At 36.5% G+C, this 24,607-nt stretch carries 7 protein-coding genes; 5 read left to right on the top strand and 2 right to left on the bottom strand.

The genetic code is table 11. The features are described from left to right. Window positions 1–145: 145 nt before the first annotated feature. From PHV30_01955 to PHV30_01935, 5 genes are all read left to right on the top strand, one after another. Window positions 146–2,068 carry a hypothetical protein gene (locus tag PHV30_01955; GenBank protein MDD5455777.1) on the top strand — a complete coding sequence of 641 codons (1,923 nt, stop codon included), beginning with the start codon at window positions 146–148 and terminating at the stop codon, window positions 2,066–2,068. Window positions 2,069–2,095: 27 nt separating this feature from the next. Continuing rightward, complete coding sequence (locus tag PHV30_01950; GenBank protein ID MDD5455776.1) at window positions 2,096–18,037, top strand: hypothetical protein; 15,942 nt, start codon at window positions 2,096–2,098, stop codon at window positions 18,035–18,037. Window positions 18,038–18,200: 163 nt separating this feature from the next. Continuing rightward, entirely contained in the window at window positions 18,201–18,680 is a 480-nt protein-coding gene (locus PHV30_01945) for a hypothetical protein (GenBank protein ID MDD5455775.1), read from the top strand. A gap of 63 nt (window positions 18,681–18,743) precedes the next feature. Next, window positions 18,744–20,453 (top strand): hypothetical protein, encoded by a 1,710-nt coding sequence (locus PHV30_01940; protein MDD5455774.1) that lies wholly within the window; start codon window positions 18,744–18,746, stop codon window positions 20,451–20,453. Then, entirely contained in the window at window positions 20,440–21,744 is a 1,305-nt protein-coding gene (locus PHV30_01935) for a hypothetical protein (GenBank protein ID MDD5455773.1), read from the top strand. Before PHV30_01940 ends, PHV30_01935 begins: the two co-directional genes overlap by 14 nt. 250 nt (window positions 21,745–21,994) lie before the next feature. Here the strand turns inward: PHV30_01935 and PHV30_01930 are convergent, their stop codons facing one another. Both PHV30_01930 and PHV30_01925 read right to left on the bottom strand, forming a co-directional pair. Further along, entirely contained in the window at window positions 21,995–23,284 is a 1,290-nt protein-coding gene (locus PHV30_01930) for a glycosyltransferase family 9 protein (GenBank protein ID MDD5455772.1), read from the bottom strand. Next, window positions 23,277–24,509, bottom strand: a complete 1,233-nt coding sequence (locus PHV30_01925; protein ID MDD5455771.1) for a glycosyltransferase family 9 protein — start codon at window positions 24,507–24,509, stop codon at window positions 23,277–23,279. Before PHV30_01925 ends, PHV30_01930 begins: the two co-directional genes overlap by 8 nt. Between the last annotated feature and the right edge of the window lie 98 nt (window positions 24,510–24,607).

The following is a 24,607-nucleotide window of genomic DNA, read 5'->3' as shown; positions in this document are numbered from 1 at the left end:
CGGGGGTGCAAGCCCCTGTTTTTTTATATATTTGATGTTTAGAAAATTTTGATACGGGGCACAATTTAGATGGAACAAAGAATATTTCAACCTTTTCATGGCCAAAAGCCGGGTAAAGGTTGGCTTGTGAAAGAGAGGTAGAGGTATGGGAGAAATAAAAATTGGCGATTTTACTCTGCAGTTTGCCGCTAATACTCAAAAAACTGCAGATTTAATCAACGCCGTCTTAAATCGAAATAATATCAAGGAAGTTAAAATCACAAAAGAACAATTAGAAGCTTTAAACAAACATGATGGAAAAGCATATATACATCTTATTGACCTTGTAACGAAACATAATAATAAAGATTCTTTTAAAGCGTCTATTCAGCAATTAAAAGATATTACTAAATTATTTAAAGATAATACAAGTAAGTCAGGATTTAACAGTGCCGTTGTTGCAACAGAGATAAAAAAAATTGGGACAAATAGTGGTAACCCTGCAACATTATTAGACCTTAACGAAGCAGATAAAGCAGAGAAGGACCGTACTCCTGATAACAATATAACCGAAGCCGAGTTAGTTGAGGCTATTCAGAAACAGTTGATTGTACCACCAGCCCCAACTGCTCCGCCAGCCGTCCCGGCTCCTCCAGTTGGACCTAAAAATAATCCTGAAGAAAATTGGTTACAGAAATTAGAATTAAAAGACACACCGGAAGCTAAAAAGAAGCTAGCTGAAATAGTAAATTTAATAAATGGCAATGATGATGCCAAGTTTGCTGTTTTGCAAAAATTGAAAGGCTTTGGCTTACTAACCGATGGCCTTTTGCAGCAGGACAAAACGGGAATAGATGGTATTTCCAAAGAAGCCATAGTTAAATACTTCGGCAACAAGAATCTGACTCTGGAAAAACTTGGTAATTTTTTAAAAATGTTACCGGATATTATTAAGGGTTATTCTTTATTAATGTGTGATGCGCCTAAAACAGCCGCAGAGATGCTGGATATATGTTTAAAAGCTACAAATTTTGTGGATTATCCTGTTGCTGGCAAGGTAGATGAATTAAAAGTTGGGAATATAAAGAACGCTGCTCCAGAAGCAAATAAACTTGGGGATGTTCTGAAAGGAAAACAAAACAAAACTGCTGTTATGAAGGAAATTACTCAGGGGATTAAAATTGCTGGTGATAAAGCCGAAATAAAGGAAAGTAGTGGAAAAGTGACTGTAACGTTCAAAGACGATCCCAAATCAGGAGCAGTAACTGTAAGTAAAGAAATATTTGAGAAATTTTTGTCCTACTCAAGCGATAAACAAGGAAGTTTCAAGTTTGATTTTGTTCACAGTTTTGTGCTTTGGCTGTATATGCGCAACCAATTGCAGGGCAAAGAAACTACTATAACCGGTGTTGCTACAGAAATGCCTGACAAATTTCCATTTATTAACAAAATTGGTGGAACGTTCTTTATTAAAGATAAGCCTGTTTTTGCTGGTAAAGAATTTCCAGTATTTGAAATAAAACCCAATAATACTGAGACTCCTGTAAAAAAAGAAGGTAAAGACATAAAAGTAAGTGTAAATAAGGAAGGCAAATTTATAGCGCCAGCTGAACTACCACCGGGACAATATAAAATTAAAAATAATAGTGATGAATATGATTTCCGAATTATCCCTATAATGGAAATTAATAAAGAATATGCTTTCCCTCAGGAATTTGTCGGTGAACAAAGTATTTATAAATTAGGAAATGATAAAGATATAGTTGACAGAATTGTAATCACAGAAAAAACAAGTAATTTAAGTGGTAAAAATTACAAAGGTACAATTCCAAACCTTAAACCTGGCAAATACCGTATAGTCAAAGGAAATTATGAAATTGTGTTTTGTGTTGATACCAAACCCAGCGTAGCAACACCTCCGGCAGCTCAGCCTCAGTCACCGGTTATTCACCCGCCAAAAACACCACCGCCTGCAGGCGCTCAAACAACAGGAGCTAACAAACCTGAAACTATCCCACCATTAGACTTAAAACCAGGTGAGCGAGCTTCACGAAGGGGGGCCGCAAAAAGACCTATTGCGGTTAATTAATAGTAATAAAATTGTATTGAGTAAACTATGGTTGAAGGAATAAGACTAACATTTAACGAGAACAGCGCAAAGCTCTCTTTGCCAGGTAAAGAGAAAATATCTTTATCCATAAATGACATCAATTTGCTGGCCGGCAAATTGAATTATATTTTCAGCTTAAACTTAAATATTGATCAGCTTAAACAATTAGACAAAATTTCGGCGCAAAACGGCGCTGAAATCGCTAATGGTTTGACCGATGAAAATACTCAAAACCAATCAGTGCTGGAATATCTGCTGGACCTGTTTATATTATGGGACAAGAATTCCGACACCTTAAATATCAAAGGGGACCTTAAAGATAAAGATATCATAGATATCCGTACCTCAATATCGGAGATTTTAACTAATTTTAATAAAAATCAAAAAAACTTAGTATTAAATTTAGAATTATTAAAAACCTATATAAAAAATGTTTCTCAGGAAATGACCAATGGTGATCTCTTAAAACTGGCAGACTCAAGTGACAAAAATGCAGCTATACAATCATGGCTACTCAAAAATAACAACCAAAACGCGAGTAATGAATCGATCATTCTGGACAAGCTGCAGAATAAAAAAAGTTTCGACAGAAACGATCTTGAATTTATTATTGCCTATCGAGGACAGGATAAAATAGTTGAAACCCTCAGACAAAAATTGAATATGTTTAATATTAACTGTGCCGGTGATGACAGGGAAGAAACAGTGAAGCAGTTGTCCATCATTAACACTCTAATAGAGTTGGAGATATTGAATAAACAATTGCTGGAAAATGGTTTTATAACTATCTCTGAAAACAGCTCTATAAAAAAAGAGGCCATGAAAATATATTTTGAAAATGAATCAAAACTTACGTTAGATGATTTATTAATTTTTTTAAAAGATATCCCGGAGATGGCTGATAGTTATGCCAAACTTGGACAAGGCTTATATAAACCTGAGGATGTTATAAAGAAAAGTTTAACAGGATCGAAATTTATGAGTTTCGATTCAAAGGAACAAAACAAAACAAACAACAATGATTTGCCTGAAGAAAAAATAAAGAATATAGACTGGGGCAAATATCTTCCCGAACGTCAATTAGGTGCCAAAGCGTTTAAATTAGCTTATGAGGCTTTTTCTCAGGAAAATTTTACAGATGCCATAATGAGCAAATTCGGGCCGGAAGGTGATTCTGTAAACTTTATCCTTAAAGCCGATAATACAGATGTAAAAATAAGCTTCAAAAAGGACCAGTTTAAAAAATTTGTTGATTACTGGATCAAGAATAAATATAAAGAAATGATGCCCTTAGAAAAGGCCTCTGCTTTATTTGCTGCTGATTTCGTGGACTGGGCACAATTGCAGTTAAAACAGCAGGATAAGGCTGCAGTGCAAGAAATAGCGCGCGATAAATTAAAAGCTGGCAAACAGGATAATGATTCTGAAACTCAAAAAATTCAGCCGCTCATTATAAATAACCACCTGCTTCTAACCGATGGTATGGGAAATGTCTCGATTAATACTATGGCCGGTAAAGTAGTGCTTAAAGAGGTTGCTACCGATGGCCAGGAACATCATCTGGGAGAGTGGATTTTTAAAGAAGGCATTAACAACTTTGAAATCCCCATAGCACTAAAAACGAAGGGAAGTCAGCTTTTATTTGTCTGGACAGATCTGGACGGGAAAAAAGAAAAAAGGATAAATATCGAGATAAAAAAATCATTTTATAGCGAAGATTTAACGAGAGGTAAGCAAATAAAAAAAGATGAATTGTTGAAAAGTTTGCCTGGTGTAAAGGATCATCTTGGGGAATTCTTTATAAATCCAGAGGATGAAATCCTGGTTTTTTCTAATAATATAAATTGGAAAAACATCATCAAAGATTTGCAAAATAATCCTGAGTTAAAAAGTTTTGTTGAGCGGTTATACAAGCTGTATCAAGAAACTCCTGAAACAAAAATTAAAAAACCGGAGAAATATGCGTTTACTCTTGCGGATATAAATAATTTTTACAGCCGGGGCAAGGGTATAGATGCATATTTGAGAGAACATACTACAGTCAGTGAAGATGAAGCTGTTTTAAATTATTTAAAGTTAAATCAAGTCATCATTGATAAAAACCCTTCAACATTAACCGGTGAAGAAGCTTTCTTTTTTTGTGATTTTCTTTCAGACAAGCGTTTCGTTCATTTGAAGTTCATGAAACATTTATTCCCTGCATATAAAATTGACGATTCTTTTATGCCGGCTTCAGGAGTAGTATCACCGATAGGAACAAATTTAAATGAATTAATAGAGAAAACAAATAAAGAGTTAGCCAAGCTAGATCCGGCTGTATCGCAGATAAACTCAGTGTATAACCTGAAAATATATGGAAATTATAAAGGTTTACATCAAATTATTCAGAATAATGAACAGGCAATTATAGCCACTGTCAGAGAAGAAAAACCGGCGGATCAAACTTCTGCAGCAGCCGATTCTTTAAATTTAGGTAATTTTAAAATAAATAAACTTAAACCGGAATTTGCCGGAATACATAAAAAAGTAATTGATGCTTTTGCAAAAATTGATTTTGAAAAATATGTTCCGGATAAACAGCAGATTGCTCAGTTTTACAAAAAAAACGGGATCGAGGCTTACGCGAAATCACTTGGTAAAGACATAAAAAACATAGAAGCTGAAAACAATTGGGCAGCTTTTTTGCAGGAATATATAGTTAATAACAAGAGTTTGCTTGATGATCCGATTTTTTATCTGGATTTGTTTGCCAATTTGTCCCCATTTATTATTACAAATATAAGTAATAAGCAAGTAAGTGTTATCGATGACAGGTTGTTTTATTTGTTAACAGGGGATAATAAATATTTAAATGCTAAGGACATGGGAAAGGTTTTGGCAAAAAATAATACAATTGAATATAACAAGAAAAAATTTGAGATAGAAAAATGCATTATTAATGAAGCGAATCAAAATATTCCCAAAAAAATTAAAGAAAATTTTGCTAATCTGGATTTCAAAAATTATATTCCCAGCATTCAGGAAGTAAAAGATTTTTATGGAAAAAACAGGGGCATTGAATTATTCGCTGAAACTTTAAAAAAACAAGTAAATGAATTAACATTTGCTGATTTTTTTGAGTATATAAAGAAAAATGAAAGCATGATTAATAATAAGCTTTTTTATTTAGATATATTTACTAATTTTTACCCTTTTTATTCGGGCAAGGATAGCTCAGAAAAAGATTTAATGATTTATCTTCTGACAGATGTAACTAATCTGAATGCAATGTTAAACGATAAATCATTGTATGAAAAAAGTACAAATATAATAAATAAGATTAATGCAAGAATTCATGATATAAATCAATCTCAAGCCAATTATAAAGTTATTAAAACCCGCAATCAAATCGAGACATGGCTTGCTCAGTCTAAATTAGAAGATTCACCGGATTTTACAGTTTTCAGCAGTCAGCAAAAAACGAAAATATATAAACAGGACGAGTATCGAAATCTAAATTCTTCCTCTAAAGTTGAAGACGATATTAAGCAGCTAAAACGCAGGTTGAACCTTTTAAAAAGTGGCGGCATGCTGGATGATGATAACTCAAATATTGACTTGAATTTTCAAGTTGCCTGGCAAACAGTGGGATTGGGTAATTCTTTCAAGCACAGTGTTTCCAATGAAATAAAAGGAATAAACAAATTTATAAAAGATTCCAGAGAGGGGCAAGTTTTAGATTCAAATAACCCTGAAATACAACAAAGTATTAAATTCTTTACGGATTTCGAGAAACAAATGGCTCAGACAACGGTTCTTAATGGAGCAGATTCGCTTGAAATTTTTACTATGAGTAAAAAGGACATACAGGAACTTGAGAATAAATTAATCATCAGATATAGAGGGTCCGGGATAAGCTGTATTGACGTTTTGACTAACAGCAAAATGTACAAGAGTATAGAGCAGGAAGCCGGTAAACAGGGAATATCTGTTCATAACTATTTCTTGAAATATATTTTGAAGCAGGGCATCGATATCGATAAATTAAACAAATTTTTGTCAGAAAAAAACGAAAATCAGGATACTCTGAAGGAATTTTTGAAGTTTATTAATCTTGTTGACCGAAAATTTGTACCTTTAACAGATAAAGATATAAGTGAACTTAAAACACAGATCAGTGACAAAAGTAAGGCTTTAACCGATATTTCCTACAATCCTTCATATTTATACAAAGAACCTGTTGCCCTGCTTAACTTTTTGTATATGTCTTTGCTGTCAGGTTTTAACAGGGAAAGTGTTGTTATAGTGAACGAGTTTTCGCTTCAGCAATTAAAATCGCTGGTTGAATGTTTGGAAAAGAGCGCATATGAATTGTTACTGATTTATGTCAAAGATTTGAAAAATCTTATTAATTATTGTGAAGCAAACAATATTCAAACTATTACCAGAGAAAATTTAAAAATAAAAAACAGCCCTTTTGATGTTTTGAATAAGTTAAATAAAAAATTGGAATCTCTGCACTATGTGGAACAGATGTTAACCCTGGACTTAGGTTTTCTGGAACAGAGGGCCGATGTTTTCTTCAAAACTCTGGAGGGCAGTTTCCAGAATAGTTTTGCCGCGGAAAATTATGATAATCTCGATGCTGACTCGGTATTAAAAATTAAACTTTTATATTATGCCAAACAGGATCCTAAAATTTTATGGAGTTATAACAGACAAAAAGAAATTTACAATAACCCTGTTTCAGATATGAGGGAAAAAGAAGCAGCCGGAAAGTGGATCAGGGAATTTTATAATAATGCCACCAAACAGTATGATTACAAGTTTGTAAAATGGATGTTTGACGAACTAAAGGACCGCTCAGGCGGGCTAAAGAATATTCAGGAATGGTTCTCCACGCTTGGTATATCAAAATATTCCGGGGGGTTCTATGAGTTGCTGGTTTACATTGCGCTTGGCAAAAATACAGAGTTTTCCTTGAGAGGCAAATCGTATCACGCCTCTGAAATTTTTGATTTATTAAAAAAAGGGTTGGAAAAGTTTGACGCTGAACAATTAAGCTTTGATTCTCTGAAAGTATTCGATTCCGATTCTGAAGATATCGCAATACTGAAAACCGTAATAAATAAGATTGTTCTTTCCATAAATCAGGAAAATATTCCTGTTCCCTTAATAAAGTTCAAAGAAGGGAAACTTACAGATATTATCGAACCGGTTGGAAAATATTGGGATGCGTTTGCGGCCGGATATAATACTCCTTTATATGATAATACAAAATACCGCTTAAAAAAATTAATAGGCGTGGACCCGGTATTTTTGGGAATTAAAGGCGCTTTTGACAAGGCTATCGGTTACGCCAACAAATATCAAATGGTTAATCCTGATATACTGACAATTTATTTTAATAACAATATGGAACTTGCCCCAGGCCAACTGAATAACAGTTCAGTAGATATGATAATCGCCATGATCAGAACAAAAGCGCAATCCATGCCGGAACAGGAAAAAAAGTTTGTTGAGGATTACATAAAAAAATGGGAAGGAATACGAGGTACAGGTAATGAACCTTTTTATATAACCGCGGAATCAGTGCGGCTTGACTTCAAGCATTACTATATTTTCGTACTGACTCAATTACTGACAGAAGTGGCAAATCCCGGTGCCAGGTTAAAAAGGGTGTATTTTACCGAGAAAAGTAAAGATTTACAGGGATATGTAAAAGAAGCTGATTCTCTAAATGTTGCAGCTGATTACGGCAAGCAGGGTTTGATGAAATGGGTAGACCCTGTATATAATATGTTCTCCAAAGGAAAATCAGTTCAAAGTGAACAAGAAAAATCCAAACCCGGAGAAGCCAGAACAAAAGGTGAAGTTGAACATTCATCTGTTTTAGATGGTGCTTATGACGCCATGAAAGCTGTCGTAGGTCCTACTATTGCCACGGATGTTAAATTTTTATTGGCCGGATGGCATTTTTACGCAGTTACTCCATATCAGAAATTAGATAAAGTGTTATTAAATCCGGACATATCTTCCAAAAAAGATTTTTATGAAAAAATAGCCAATATTTCCAAAATGGACCCTAATAACTGGACAGTAGACCAGAGAAGCTGGCTCAAGGTGGCTGAGGAAGCCAGCGGTACGGGAATTGATTTAGCTGGAGGTATTTGGATTTTCAGAAATAATGCCCTGGTTTTACTCGGGTTTCTTGGATTTTTTGATCAATTGGAACAGAAGAATTACCCGCAGGCTGCGCTTATCGGTTTAATAGCGACTTATTTCATGATGCCGCGCAACGGGCAGTCGTTTTGGAATAGCTGGGCCGGCAGAACTCTTACGCCGGATAAAATTATCTGGGAAGCGGTTCGTTTAATGAAAGTGTTATCCCATGAGAAAGTCAGCAAAGAAAGTAAACTTAGAATTTTAAGGCATATGACTAATGCCATCGCTGATCAGGTAGACCCGAAAAGCGCTGAAAGATTTAGAAAAATGGGAGACCAGAGTTCAGGAATACTGGATATTCTTTGTGAAAAGGGAGTTGTGGGTTCAATAGCGGATAGTATTGGAAAATCAAAGATTGCTCGTGAAGCTGGGAAAAAAGCTGGAATTAGCGCTGAAAAATTTAATAATTTTTATAATCAAAAAATAGATAATATTGTTAATAAACTCACTACAAAGAATCCTGAAAAAGCCTCCGAATTTATTTGGAATTATGTAGCGTCTAAGGTCGAAAAAGCAAAGGACGCGCCGGAGTTGGCCGGGAAAGCAGCTAAATTTCTTTTAAATTTTAAGGCTAATATTCAAGAAGCATTAAAAAAAGAATATGAAAAGAGAAAGGATATTGAAAGTAGAGACCTTTCCAATTATGAAGCAGCCATAAGGACCCTTTATAAACTTGACCAGAAGTATGGTAATTTTTTTGCGAGATTGCGGTTTAATATTATCAAAGAAGAAATACTTTTTAAAAGAATTATGGTGCCGATTTTGGCTAAAGGGCTGCCTTATACCAAGGCATTCCTTAATACGTTATTTTCAACACATACTTTGGCAAAAGGTTTTTCAATCAGAAGTTACAAAGATTTCCAGCGATTTATGCAGGATAAGGGTAGCCAGATAGAAGCACTGACACAAAAGTATAAAAGTCCTCATCACGCTGATATGATTAACACCATCGAAAGTGATGCTCACAAACAGGTTATAGCAATAGACAAAGATCATTCTTATTTAAAATTTGCTGAGGGCAAAGCAGTACCCAGGCTCTATGAAATAATTGATAATCTGCCTCAATATTTGCCCGAGAATAGAGATGCCGAAGGATATTTTATTGATGTCCAGCATCAGGACCCTGACACTAAAGAAATAACAACTAAAAGGATAAGATTGAAACAAATAGTTTTTGGTTCGGTTCAAACAGAATTGTCCGGCAAATCTGAGTTGATATTGGATAGACCTGCCAAAGAATTTCTTTATCTGGAAGGTGGAGAGGCTAGCCTGCATCTGCCATCCAGATATTTGGCCGGTACTCAGGAAGATATCAGGAAGGCCTTGAAGGAGGTAATTGATTTAGCCAAGACGGAGGTCAGGGACTGGGAACCGGGAGCCAAAACAAAAAAGATTGCAGAAGAAAAGGCAAAATCATTACTAACAGGCACTGTTAGTAATCTGGAAAAAAATAAAATAAAATTGGATGCAACGGAAAAGACATTAATAGATGGTGTTATTGAGCATCTGACACAGGCTGAAGCTGAAGATTTTTTACAGGAAGTAAAAAATAGAAAAAGTAATGGAGATACAATTAATAGGGAATGGGTTTATAAGCATCTTTCGGAAAAAGTGTTTAAGCACGATCCGGACAGAGTGGATAAATGGAAAGCAACGGAAATACTGTTTGATACTGCGTCCGATATTAATAAAGGTTTCTCGGAATGGCTAAAAACAAAACCCGATCTGATAAATAGTCTGGAGGCCTGGAGAAAAGCTGGCTCGAATGATATAGATAATCTTCAAGATGCAAAATCCATTCAAGAGTTACTTCAGTTATACTGGCAGGAAAAAGAAGCGGATATCAGAAAAATTATTCAGTCTAAATCATCTCAAAACAAATCGACAAATCCTGACAATTTTTTACGATATGTGGAAGATAATTTAAAAAATTATATGGAAGCCGAACTCTTCAGCCAGGAAGTTAATAAAAACATTCAGGAATTGGTAAAAACCGGTTATAAAGAAAAAAGTGTGGAAGAAAAACAAAAGTTAATTGATAAGAAATTAGCGGAAATAAAAAAAGAAGCTGAAGGAATTGTAAAAGATAAGGTCAGTAAAAACTCCAAAAGGTATCATACTTTTGTAAAAAACGCGATGGAGGTCTGGGCTATGAGTTGGAACGCGGCATACCCGGAGGAATTTCCTTTTATTGAACAATTAACTGCCACTTATTTTTCTGTAATAAATGATAGTATCGCGATTAACGCTAATGCCGGCGAAGGTAAAACCAAAATAATAACCGGTATAGCTTTTATTAAATATCTGTTGGGTGAGAAATCTATAATCGGCGTATCGAACGATGCTGACAGAGCGGCAGGTGTGAAATCAACGAAGAGAATATTTAAATTTCTCAAAATGAATGTAGACGAATATACTCCTGCTGACGCTGAAAATATAGAGAGAGCCAGAGGAATTTTTAATAATAATGATGTTGTTTATACCATACACAGCGATCTGCAGTTCAGAAGGCTGTACGACGGGCTTACCCCGGAGAAAAGGGTTTTGCCCATTACTATCGGCGAAATATATAATTATATTTTGGACGAAGCTGATAAAAATAAAAATATAGAAGGAATAAACCCGGCAATTATCAGTATAAGCGGTATGGGGTTTTCACCTGATGAAGCCAACTATAAAAAATGTTATGAACTTGTAAAAAAATTGGTTGCTTTGCACTCGGAAAATCACGAAATGTTTATTAAAAACGGTGAATCAGCCATATTCACTGAAAATGGCCTGAAAGAACTGGACAGGCTTATAAAGCAAGAAAAATTTAAACAGAGCGAAATAGATTTTATTAAAGGTTTGGCAGGCGATATGCTTGTTGCTGAAGTAATTTATGTAAGAGGCAGGCAATATCAGAAAATTGACGGCAGGATTGTGCTCATAGATATGGGTATGCGCCGAATTCAGGATGGCAGAAAATTACAGGGCAGGATACATAACTGTATAGAAGCCAAAGAAAGAATGAGAATTACCAAAATTGATATTCCGCCCGCGGAAGTGACAACCGATGCTTTTGTAAAAATATTCAAAGGGCTTATTTATCTCTCAGGGACCATGCTGGACTACTCGGAATCAACGGCCAAGTCCGGTATCGATACTAAGGCCATTAGGCCGCATGTGCCACGGAAATTAAAGATTGATACCTCGGTTATGTGCAAGGATATTGCTACTCAGCGTAACAAGTTGATATTGGGTATCGCCCAACAATTGGTCAGAGGGAACTCGGTCCTTTCACATATTCCTTATTATGAATATCATGAAGGAGCTCAGCTGGATATCAAATCGGTAAACGAGGGATTAATGACATTGTTTGATCTTTTGGAAATGGAAATAACCAAAGATTCCAAAAGAAAGAGCGAATTAACTGAAAAGTTTGCCAAAAATCCGGAATCCGCCAAATTTGCCAAAGAACTTCTTAAAGAACTTGGTGGGGATAATTATGTGGAAGCTTACAAAAAAGCTTTGGAATTTAATAAAGCACATGCCGCCAAATCAGGGCTCAGGCAAAAAGGTCATTACGCAGAACGCTTCAAAATAAACCTGATAAAAGAGACAACTGCTGTAGAAAAGGAACAGACAAATATAGAAGAAATCGGTAACGGGTTTATTCAGGTACTGCTTTCCGCCAATACCAACAGAGCAGTGGACGTACAGATGTTGGGCGAAGCTTTAAAGGATGCCCAGAAAAAAAATAAGTATAAATTTTTAGAGTGGAAACTAGCTCAGGGTTATAATAATGAAGGCATCGTCGGTTTCTCCACTCAGTTAAAAGCGGATTCTGTTTTTTATATTCAGGAAATATACAGGTTAGCCAGAACTTCAGGTATAAAAAGGGAAGAAGGGAGAATTTACGGTATATATTCTCTGGAAGACATGCTGCTGTCCGGTGAGGAAAGGTTCCGGGATATATTTAAGGTTACTGCCATGAGGGATGAGCAGGGTAGGGTGCGTGACGCTATAGTGATCGGCAAACCGGATTACCCTCCCAATGCTCTTTTGAATATTGATTATAATGAATTTATCAAATATCTGGACCAAAATGAACGACAAACTCTGGACAAAATACTGGATAAAATAAAAAAAGATCCAAAATTAGAAATAAAAACAGACAGGGTTTTATCAGAGATTAATATTTTTGATTTTGATAAACATTCGGACTTAGGAAAAAACAGCCGCAATATTGTGGAAAAGTTGAAGCAAAAAATTTATTATTTTCAAATGGCCAGAGACCTGATGGCATTTAATATTATTAATACAGAACAGAGTCGGTTACTAATTAAATACGGTCTGATTGATGATAAGAGCAAAATAGACACAAGTGACATTACAGAATATGGAAAGTTAAGGGAATTGATATCCAATGAAAACATTGAGTTTTTTGACGGGCAGCAGGCTGCCGGTGTGCAGAAGTACAGGGAAGGCATAGAATCCAACCGCGCGATGCAGAAAGCCAGAGGGAAAACTTCCAGGATTATACATCATATTACCGATTTACTGAGTAAAGGTGACTCATTCTGGGAAAAAGCTAAGCCGGCACTGAATAAAGCTGATTTGCCTGAGGAAATTCGTTCCAACTATCAACTATTAGAAAAATATTTTCAAAATCCAAAGGATGATGAACTTGTATTAAGAGAAAGTCCGGAAAAAATGGCTGCCCAGGCAGATACCGATGGGTTACCTAAGCAATTTGTGGAAATGCTCAAAGACTCCGGCCAATATAAAAGCGGAAGAGACCTGGAAAAAATAAAAGATATTCCCGGTCTGATGACACGTATCTACGAAGTTGTAATCGATTCGGCAACCGAAGAATTTGTGAAAAAAAACAATGTGAAAAATATTAATGATCTGGTTACAGACCAGAAATTGAGAGAACAGTATCTGAAATTTTTAAGTCAAAAAACAAAATTAATAGGGATTAAACTGGACCAGAATTCTAATATCGAAAGTATGGCTGAATTTAAAGAAGGTCTTATGAAAGTAATTTACAATTCAGCACAGAATATAACAGACCCAGTACATCGTCGGGAAGTTATAAAAATTATAACCACCAAATTGGCTTTGATCCAACGAAATCTTGGTGAAAATATAGAGCTTATTAATACCAGAACAAATAAAGAACAATCACTGAGATTTGGCAGCAATGAATATCAGCAGATGCTTTTTGAGCAGATGGCCCGGCATATGACCAAAGAGGTTTGTGAAGGCATAGTGCAGGGCAAAAAAGGTTTCTTCCGGAGTTTCAAGTTTATAGAACGTGTAATGGGAGAAAGACCGCTATACGATTATTCAAGCGACGGGGTAATACTTTCCAGGAACCTCACCAAACTTTTTTTCCCTTCGGAATGTGAAGTAAAAGGAGTTGAGCGGGGCTCCAGGTCAAGCCTGGAGATACAACTTGCTGACAGGATTAGGCAGGTTTATATAGAAAATAATAAACAGGCGGAAACAGTAGTTCAATATAAAAACTATAAATATGACTTAAAAGAACCTGAAGATATCAAAAAATTAAATACGATTTTGAGGGCCGAAGGCTCAAGACTACAGATAGTTTTTCTGGATAAACAATGCATTCTCGGAGAAGTAGATATTAAGCATGACCAGGGGAATAGAACACTTACAATCAAAAGAGAGATACAGGCTTCACCGGGGTTGCGTTTACTGGGAGCGGTTTATGTAGAAAAAACGAATTATTTTGGTGATGATGATAAATATGAAGTTATTATCAGGGAAAAACCGTTGGAAAATTATATGCAGGATATGCTCAAAGAAGCTTTCGGGTACAGCGGTGCCAATTCCGACGCCAGAAAGATGTTCGATTGTCTGGGGATTAAATGTAAGGAAGACTGGGAAAAGATGTTAAAAGAGGACCCGAAAAAAGTCAGGGAAAATTTAGCAATTTTTATAGAATTTGTAAAAGCGCATGAGGAAGGGCATATTTCGGGATTCAAGGCTAAATTTGGTAAGGCTAATGAAATTTTCCCCAGGCGTATGCATGAACTGGCCGAATTAACAGCTGATTTTTGTGAAAATGGTGTGCTGGATAGTATTGTCGGTTTGTTAAATAGCGCAGAAGTTGAGGATAAAGCCAGGGGCAAAGCGAAACTATATTTACTGATGCATTTTCATCGTAATAACCGGTCTGTATATAAAATGCTGCAGGATGTTTTTAATAAAAATGGCGAGCCTATTGTTTCTTCATTAATCAAGATAAAAAAGACTTATCAGACAGTTATCGACAAAACTTCCGTTGAACTGCAGAAAATAGCTGATGATCCGCAAAAAACAGAAATAGATAAAGGCAGAGAAGCGCAAAAGATTTATGATGAAGCCACAAGAAAACTGGAAGGTATTAGTAGAAAAAAACAGCTTAAAGGAAGCAAGAAGGCAGCGACTGCCGTTGCTGAGCCTGCTGAAGGAAAGAAAAGTACAACGGGCAGTAAACCTTCCGCGCAAGTTTCAACAGAAAACCCGGGTGCTGAGCAGCCTTTACCGGAGACCAAAGGAACCGAGCCAAAACCCGCTGAAACAAAAAAACCTGTGGTCATAGCTGAGGATACTCTAAAAAAAGCTTGGGAAAAACTGGGATTACGGGAAGGAGTAGATCCCGGAAGAACATATATAATAGAGAGCAAGTTCAGGCATGAATTTGTTATTAGTGACACTGCCGCAAACGAATTACAGGAAGCCAAAAAGGAATTTGAGAAAGCTGAAGCAAACTTTAAGGCTGAAATAGAAAAGCTATTGAAAGCCAATGGGCAAGAACTTACTTATGATAGTCTTCCACAGGAAAAGAAAGATAAATTTATTCGTTCTGCCTTGGAATATGTGGCAAAAAAAGACAAAAATAAAGAAGGTTTAACAGTTGAATTGGGTAGCGAGTCAGATGTTATTAAAATTGAAATTAAGCCTGAGCAATTACTAGATTATCAAAAAGCTGCTCAAAGAAGAAATACGGCATATCAGGTCATTCAAAAAGCTTCTGACAAAGGATTGGCTGTTAGTCCGCTCGAAGGATTTCCCCAGGAATATATCAGGGAGCAGATAGATGCGGCAGTGGAAGGCCCGGGGGTTTATAACGAAAAAACCAGGGTTAAAACTGTTGACAGACCATTATTGGAGATTAAAGGAACGCGGGAGGAAATTGAGGCTAAATTAGACAGTGCGGAGACACGAGCAAATCTAGCTGAATTCTTTTTAACCGGAGGAATATTGAAAGTAGTAGATAGGTTCAAACGGGCCGAGTTACTCAGTAATGTTTTTATTAGTAAATCCAAGACAATGACTACAGTTTATAAAATGGGGCAGGGCGCCGCGTCAGGTTTCATCGCTGATGTTTTGGCCGGTATTGTTAAAGATGTTGTTATAGAACACAAATTGCCCGAATATAAGGAACTTGTTCATAAGGGTAAAGAGGGTGCTGCTAATTTCACAGCCTTTGAATATAAAACAGCTTTAGCTACTTATATCGCTGGAATTCGTCAGGGCCATGGCATCACAGCCTTTGCCATGTTGCCTGATACTATTAAAGGACTTGCCAATCTAGACAAAAATATGATGGAAGAAAGAGTTTTTCGTTATTATAAAAATGAACAAATCGGTAATGCCAGGGATTCCAAACTTAAAGAGTTGGCCCAAAAAGAAGCTCGCCAAATGTTGGGGAAAGCTCAGATTTCCGGCGAAGAGATAACTGCCGTTCAGGCTATGGTTGAAAAGCGTTTTTATATTCAGGCTCTTGTTCAAATAGCCAAAGACCTTAAGATTCCTTTGAATATTGATAACAACATGGATGTCGAATCACAATTTAATTCCTGTATCAAACAAATTCAGGAAAAGTTACCGACTGAGGGGGAACGAAGCATTGCCAAGATCATGGCTTTGGCAGAGTACCGGAAAACCTGGCTCATGGATTTATCTTTATTCGGAATAGAAACAAAATTCAATTTCCAGGAATTTGATACCAAGATTAAAGAGGAAATTTTAAAAAGATTGAAAATTTTCCCGGATGTAACCAAGTTTGATCAAAAAATTGAGGAATTTTGTAAAGCAAACAATATCGCGGATAAAGAATTATTCCTCCTGGAATTTAAAGAGGTGGCTGTCATTGATATTATTCAGGACATTCTTATTCATGGTAATAAAGAAAAAAATATAAGCCCATCTGTTTCTCTGGGGAATGAAGAAAAATACATAGCCTATTCCAAGCAAAAAAGAAGTGACCCTATTTTCAAAAGCATGCTGGATATGGAAATAAAAGAAGCGAAAAAATATATGAACCAGAGTAAATTGTTTGTGGATGGAGCAGGGTCCTTTGGTTTCTTTATGTTGGGGTCAGCTTCAATGCAGAAGATATTAAAGGCTTTTAATCCGCAAACAATTAAGGCAACAGGCAAACTGATAACAACTATTCAGAAATTAAGCAGGACATCAAGCAGTTTTCTTGTTCTTTTGGGAGGCACTTTGGCCTGCACATTTTATTCGCGTTTAAAAGACCCTGCCCTGGAAACGATCCTTGGGAAGGATGGAAAGAAAAACTATGATTATTATGAAGAAAAATTATTTTCAGGGGTAGCACAGGCCTTGGGTGGTTTGGCTTATTTTATGCCCAGCCATTATCTGGATAACTATGTTGATCAGTTAACAAATAATTTGGGGTTTGATAATGAAAAAATCGCGCATACTTTGCTTTCGGTAGGAATAACACCTGAGGTTGCTAAAACCATCACAAAAGTAGGCGTGGGTACTGTTGTCGATGCAGCGGCTTATAAATATGCGAATAAAGTTATAGACTTATTAAATAACAGCAAAGCTATACAGAAATTAGGCGCTGGAACTCGTTTTGCGCTGGAAAAAGTCGGGATCAAACTCGGTGGAAGAGTGGGGAGCAAATTTATTCCAGGCGTTGGCCAGGCTTTGTTGATAATGGATGGTATGTTCATGGGTACAGAATACGGTACACAGCTCTACGATTATATAAAAGGGACAACAGATTATCAAAAATCCGTACAAAAACGGTCGGCTGATTTATATAGGGAATTCGTTGCCAATGAAGTAGGCAAGAAAATGGTACCCAAAAAACAGATTATCGGTATTTTCGGGTATAATGCCGAAAACCTCTGGTCTGAATTTTTTGAGGACCCGGATGTCGATGAGCTTGTATTTAAGGATAATGCGGAGGAATTGATAAAATCCAATGTAGCTTTGTCCAAAGAAGAAAATTTATTTATGAAAAATAGATTGTTACGAGTTTATCATTTATATCAGATAAAGCAGAAGAAATTATTCAGGGCTGTTGCCAGTACCCATTATTATCTCGGCAAATTTGTCAGTTACTTTGCGCCTACTTATCAGGATAAACAATCAAGTTTTGTACCGTTTGAAAATATGATTAAAGAAGAAGATGTTTTAATCAGAGAATCTATTCTGAAAACACTTAAAAATGAATTGCAGCGAAAAGCGGCGGAATTAAAAAATTATAATAAAGTTACAACTACCGATACGCTGGCTGGCAGCAAAATTTCTTTACACGGTTCAAGTATGGAGATAGCTATGGCTATGGCAATTTTGTCTCAAAGCGGCATTGATGAGACAGGATCTGAAAAAGATCGAAATTTCTTAAAGAACCTCAAAAATTTGCTTGAGAAACAGCAATCTTCCACTATTAAAGCTCAAGATCTGGAAGAGCTATTAAAAACATAAAAAATCGATATATCATGCTTAAAATTTCTGCAACATAACCATCTTTTCGTCGATATCTTAATATAAATAAAAAATTAAATTATGAAAGGGGCGTGTTAGATAATAACGATATCTGGAGTGTAAAAAAATAGTTCGTAAATCAATATAAATAAGGAGAATTAAAATGAAAATACAAAATCAAGTAACAACTCAAAGTCAGCAAACAGTGGTCATTGACCAGGATAAAGTAAATCCGGCACAGGCCGCGCAGCAGGATTTAACAGGAGTAAACGCGTTAAAAGCAGCAGATATGCTGAACGTAAGCGCAACAGAAGCACAGATCAACGCAGGCAAAACCGGCGCAGCGCTCGAAATACCTGCAGGTAAAGAAACAGCCGCTGAAATGCCAGCTACAATTTTAGCAGCAGCAAGACAAGATTTGTCCGGTGGTATCGTTAACCCAACAGTAAAAGGGTTGGCAGGAGCAGAAGAAGACAATGTAGTAAAAGCTACTACAGTATTAGCAGGAGTTCAGGCAAATACTATAACTGAAGAAGCAGCAGTAGCTCAGTTAAAACCGCTTGAATTAACCGAAACTCAGTTTAGCGCAGCAGCCACAGCAGCAAATTTAGACGCTTCAAAAGCAGAAGCTTTGAAACCATAATTTATTAATTAATACAGGCCCTTGCAAATGTAAGGGCCTGTACAAAGAAATGGGGGTTCAAAAATGTCACACAATAAAAGTAGCAACGTAATCGAAGTAAGCAATAAAGTCAGTTTTTCCGATTTGGAAAAACAATATAACAAGAAATTTTCCAAAATAATTTTCAGCACCCCTGTTTTAAGCAAAAAAATTAAATTGATTGATGTTTTGAAAAAAGCCAATGTTGCAAATCCCGAACCGATATTACAGAAATTCAGGGAAATTGTAGAAGCCAAAATATATGCTCAGGTAGAATATTACGCTGCGGCGCAATTCACTTATATGCAAAGGACCGGAGAATGGACAGAGGCCGGAGAAGATAGGGTGAAATTAAGTTTCATCAGACTGGTGCTGAATATACCGGTCAGTGAAGAAATAAGTTTTAACGATTACTCAAAATTTGAAGAAGTCATTGAAAAACTTCAGAAATTATATAAACTTGCAGATTTGAATAAAGATCAATTAAAAAACATTATAAATAATCTTCAGATAAAAGTTCTGGATAAGGATTTTGACGATAATAAAACTGAGGATCTAAATAATATATTGGAAATAATTGGTTCCGGCAGACGCATAATGATGGGGGCTTCCACTTCCTTTAAATCTATCATATTTGGCGTGGCTAAGACCATCAATTACGGAAAATATTTCATCCATTTTTTCAGCAAAGAAGAAATGCGTACACCCAATAGTGTTCATTATATTGTCGCGGTTATTGAAAAAAATTCTATTGCGATCAGAAAAGAAGTATGCGAATACGTTTTCCATAATAAATGGCTGCCGGTGTTTGATAATGATATGTTCAAATTGGAATCCTTGTCAGCGCTAGACGAAGAAAATATCGCCGAAAGCATAAAAACAGCCGTTACTTCTGCTTTTAATGTTAATTCCAAGGAAGAGTTTATTGAAAAAAAGGATATATTTCTTGAGATTATGATGGAAAACCTGGTTTATCATGAACTGGCCCATGACGCTTTTGAAGATAGTAATATAAATAATACGGAAATACTTATGGCCAACGCTCTTTCCATGCATAAAGAAAATATTTTATCAATTTTGACAGAGGTTCTCACAGAATGGATACCTGTAAAACATGATATCAGAGGCCCTATGAAGAATATGGTGGAAACAGCGATTATAAAAGGTAACGTTCTGAAAGCAAAACAAATGGCTTATATATATATGAGCGACGCCTGGTTTCTGGATACAGATACAACCTTCATGTATCCTTACAATTTTATTATGTTTTCAATCATTCTAAAGTATATGAATGAAAATAAGGAAATAGATTTTATCGCCATGCACAAGGATTTCGAAGACATATTTAATTTTTTATCCTCCTGGTACAGAAAAATAACTACTGAAGTTCACACAGAAATTACTTCAATGAACTACAAGTTTAATGGTGTAAACAAGAGTTTTAAAGAAATTGAGGACGGTATTAAGAAATTTATGAATGTTACGGAAAAACTGATTTTAAAAAGAACTCGTGATGAAAAAGAAAAAACCGGCAATTTCTGGATTAACTTTTTTAGCCAGGTGGCCGGCAACGATACGGCAGCTTTAAATCACATCATGCAGTTTATTCAGAATAAAGAAACAGATTTGTATCAAGACATGATGAAGCATTTCGCTACCAAAGAAGATAATGAAAAATATAAAAACGACATCAAGGCCTATGTTCTGAATAAAATGAAAGCAGTCGGATTTTCATTAAGCCATGAAAGCGCATAATAAACTAGTTTCCATAAAAGAATACGGGAACTTACCTTTAATAGCACAAACTCTGCAAAGCGATGATGTTTTTCTGAGTGAGTTGAAAAATCTTCTTACATTAAATATTTCCGTTGAGACAAAGAGTGTTGTGGAAGATTATATTAAAAATACCAGAAGCCTGAAAAGTCTTGGTTTATCCCAATTAAAATCTGTTAATAATACATTTTCTGATAAACAGGAAATTACAATATTTTCGTTATATAAATCTTTTTCCAAAGAACGTATCCTGAGTGTTTTTATCAACAGTGGTTTTAAGGATTTAAAATGGGAACAAGTTTCCCGATATTTTGAAGTTGATTTGCAGAGCAAAGATCTAAAGTATGTAATGGCAAAGGATGTTAAAATTTCCGATATTAGTATTCAAACTATAGATTTCAATAAAATCGAACTTTTTAAAGCGCTTTTATCTTTATTAAAAGAAAATACCGCAACAAAAAAATATATTTATATTCCTGAAAGCTCAAATATATTGACTGTTGAAGTTACCCCATTATTAATGATCAAATCACGTGAGAATGAGGATGTAGGTTATAATTTTTCTTGGATTCACAATCATCCTTTGGAGTTAGTTAATGGGAGCAATGCCCGTGAACAAGGACATCATTTTAATTCTAGTAGTACCAGTATAGAATACGGTGACCTTTTAATGATTTCCAGATTAAATGCTGATTCAATAGTTACTTCCCCCTACGGCCTAACCCTTATCGACCCCGCTCTCCATGAAAAGCCCTCTGAAAAATATATGGATAAAACAAAAATGGTCTGGAGCATACCTTATGTCTCAGAAATGCTAAAATTAAATTTCGCTATAAAATTGGACGCTCAGCAGCAGTACTTACTGGCCCGGTCTATCAGTAATGTGCTCATGGATACCGTTGGCGGACAGCATAAAGATCGCAACCTGCAGCAACTCAGGCAATTGCTGGTTGGCCTTAAGCAGAATATGCCGGCAAATGAATACAGTAAGCTGGATACCTTGCTGGGAATGGATATGGAACAACTAAAAATGAATTTTCAAACTTTTAACTATCGTGAAATTAACGCTCTCAAAGCCGGCTACCTTCCCATCTTCCTCACCTGGCGTACCCTTCAGAAATGGGGGCTTATGGATAAGCCTGTGGAAGAAGCCGCTAGAATTATTCAGGAAAAGATGAAGACAATTACTCGTGATTTCCGCCGCCCGGACGAAGCCACTCATCTGGAAATGCTCACTGCCAATCCTTATCTGCTGAAAATGCTGGGGGATTAGCAGGCTGGAAGATTGGAAGATTTGAGGGTTAGAGGGCATCATCCTTCTTCCTTCGCCCTTCATTTTCCCGTCACCCTTTGTCCCGCCTACGCTAAAGCTTCCGTCTTCGCTGAAGCTTCGCCGAGACAAGTCGGCGCGGCAAGCAAGCTCAGGATGACTCGACTCCACGATTCAACTTACCCCTTTATCTCTTACCTCCCCAGAGCCCCGAGCCCTTCCGAGCCTTGAGCCTCCTTTCACTATTCACTTTTCACGCTTCCCGCTTCCCGCTTCCCGCTTCCCGCTTCACGAGTACCCCCACCGCCTCCATCACTTTATCCGACTTTATTTCATTAATGCACGGCTGTGCTTTGTTGCAGCCTTCAAACAGGCAGGATTCTTCCAGTGCCAGAGGATTTTTCGAAGTACAGGCTGTATTTTCTATGGAGATAAGCTTGCTCGGGTCCGGGCCGATCAGCCCCCAGCGCTTCACAGAAGTAGCGCCATAGAGACCGATTGTGGGAATATTGCCGACTGCGGACAGGTGCGCGAATCCTGTGTCAGGTGTTATTGCCACGTTTATGATATCCTTCATTAGAGCTGTAATTTCCCTGATATTCATAACCAGATGAGGTAAATTATTTTTAATGATTGTTATGCGCGCGGGATAATGCTTGTAAAGTGCCGCATACACATCTTCGGCTGTCTGGTCATTTTCTTCAAATTTATAGATGAAAATATTTGATTCGTTGTAATCGCTTAAAAGTTTTAACCCCAGGTTTGTGAAGTTTTCAGTGTTCCATTGTCTCAAAGCCTGATAACTGCGTTTAAAGGAACTTCCTACGCTGGTGTTAAAAAGGAAGTTGGTATTTTTCTGCCAGTTTTCATGTTTGATAGAAAAATGTGAATTGTAGATTTTTATTTGTTCACTAAGTTTGAAAAGCGCTATATCAAGATCTGCTTGAATGGTTTTCAGTTCGTCTGGTAAGGTCAACTTATAATCCTCTCCTGCCAGATGGAAAAGTTTATGAATATCAGTCTGCGAAACATGTGTATAAGTCCCTTGATGAGTAATATGGCTGCGAGTTGTGTTTTTACCATTATTCCATACTTTCATTAAGGTATTAAAGTACGTGTTATTTAAGTTGATAATATTTGTGTTGGGGAAAGTTTTCGCCACATATTGTCGAGCAAAACCCAGGGGCAAATCAAAATGCAGCAGCATTTGTACTTTACTTTTGGCTTCCTGTTCCTGAATAATTTTTATGTCCGGGTCCCTGCTGATAATGTCCAGCAGATAATCGTGCTTCATCGGAAAAAAATACAGCTGTTTGTTATGGTTTTTCAAAAAACTGAGCACTGTCATGAATTTTAAAATAAACTCTCCCAGTTTCATGAAATTGTCATAATCATAAACAACTCCGATATTTTCCGCCTGATTAAATATCATTTTGTCGCAGCGCGGTACCTGATGTTCAAATTCCACTGGCGGAACATCCTGCAGAAAAGAAGAATTTTTGAACATTTGTATATTTATACTGACAATTTTTTGTTTAATCATCGTTGTTCCTTTTTAAAAAATATGGCAAAGCGTTAAATATTGCTTGCGGACTTATTTCATCAATACAGGATTTTTCACAGCCGTAACGCAGACAGATAGCCTCGTCGGCATTCACACTTTTGCTGTTGCAGCTGTTATTTTCAATTAGCAGTACATTCTTCGGATCAGAGCTGAGCGCGCCCCATTGCCGTACGTCAGTTGGTCCGAATATTCCGATTGTTGGAATATTGCCGGCAGCGGACAGGTGCATAAAGCTGGTATCCGGGCTTATAGCCACGTTTATTATATCTTTCATCAGCGCAATCAGCTCCGGCATATTAATTGACTGACGAAAAGGATGGCGCATAAATATATAGGTTCGTCCGGTGAAGTATTTATGCAGTGTTTTATATATATCATCAGCAATGGCTTCGCTTTCTATTCTTTTGTAAATAAAAACATTGGAGCCGGGATAGTTATCCAGCAGCATTTTGCCCAGCTCGATAAAATTATTTTTATGCCACTGGCGCAACTGCTGATAATGGACCTTATTGGTTACACCAACGCCGGGATTAAAAATAAAATTTGTGGAATTCTTCCATTTTTTATATGTGTCCTGAAAAAACTTCGGTTTTTTCATCAAAGTATCATGCAGCTTTTGTTTAGCCGATAAAAGGTCCTTAACAGTTATTTCAAGTTCGGCGGGCAAAACAGGAAAATATTTGATGCCGGCCAGTCCGCTTAATAAATAAATATAGGTCTGGCTTGCGTGATTCGGCCAAAGTTCTCCTACATTTCTGGCCAAATGCCTGATATCTATTATTTTTTGTGATGGCAGTAGTTTGCTGTATTCTTTTGTCATGCCGCATGGATATACGCTCATGGATAAAAGCAAATCTATTTTTTCCGCCAGTCTTTTATTAGTATTAATTAGGGTTACATCTTTGCATGCTTCGGCTAGCTCGGTTAAATAAATATGTGAAGGTTCCACAACAAAAACCTTTTTTTGCTGTTGCTGCAGAAAGTTTATCAGGGGAAGAAACTTAACGATTACTTCCCCGATTTTTATTTCAGCCTGCTGATCAAAATAAATACCCACGTTTTTTGCTTGTTGATAAATATTTTTTAGTTCGGCGTTTAACTGGTTTCTGGATATGCGCGGTATGGAAGAATAAAGGAAATCAAGGTTGCGGTGGACCTTGATGTAACTTTGGGCAATGCCATCAGAAATTATTTTTTTTTGCATAGTTTTACCCAATTAATTTATCGTTCAATGTGCGCAAAAATTGCTGGAAAATAAAAGGGCAGAAGGTTGTATGCTGTTTTCGGTAAAAACGTAATATT

The organism is Candidatus Margulisiibacteriota bacterium (assembly GCA_028715625.1).
Taxonomy (GTDB): domain Bacteria; phylum Margulisbacteria; class Riflemargulisbacteria; order GWF2-35-9; family GWF2-35-9; genus JAQURL01.
Note: the sequence above shows the minus strand (reverse complement) of the source record. Positions and strands in the feature narration are given on the sequence as shown.

Coding starts and splice junctions, on each gene's coding strand:
- PHV30_01955 (MDD5455777.1), top strand. CDS start 146: ATGGGAGAAATAAAAATTGGCGATTTTACTCTGCAGTTTGCCGCTAAT.
- PHV30_01935 (MDD5455773.1), top strand. CDS start 20,440: ATGAAAGCGCATAATAAACTAGTTTCCATAAAAGAATACGGGAACTTA.
- PHV30_01940 (MDD5455774.1), top strand. CDS start 18,744: ATGTCACACAATAAAAGTAGCAACGTAATCGAAGTAAGCAATAAAGTC.
- PHV30_01925 (MDD5455771.1), bottom strand. CDS start 24,509: ATGCAAAAAAAAATAATTTCTGATGGCATTGCCCAAAGTTACATCAAG.
- PHV30_01930 (MDD5455772.1), bottom strand. CDS start 23,284: ATGATTAAACAAAAAATTGTCAGTATAAATATACAAATGTTCAAAAAT.
- PHV30_01950 (MDD5455776.1), top strand. CDS start 2,096: ATGGTTGAAGGAATAAGACTAACATTTAACGAGAACAGCGCAAAGCTC.
- PHV30_01945 (MDD5455775.1), top strand. CDS start 18,201: ATGAAAATACAAAATCAAGTAACAACTCAAAGTCAGCAAACAGTGGTC.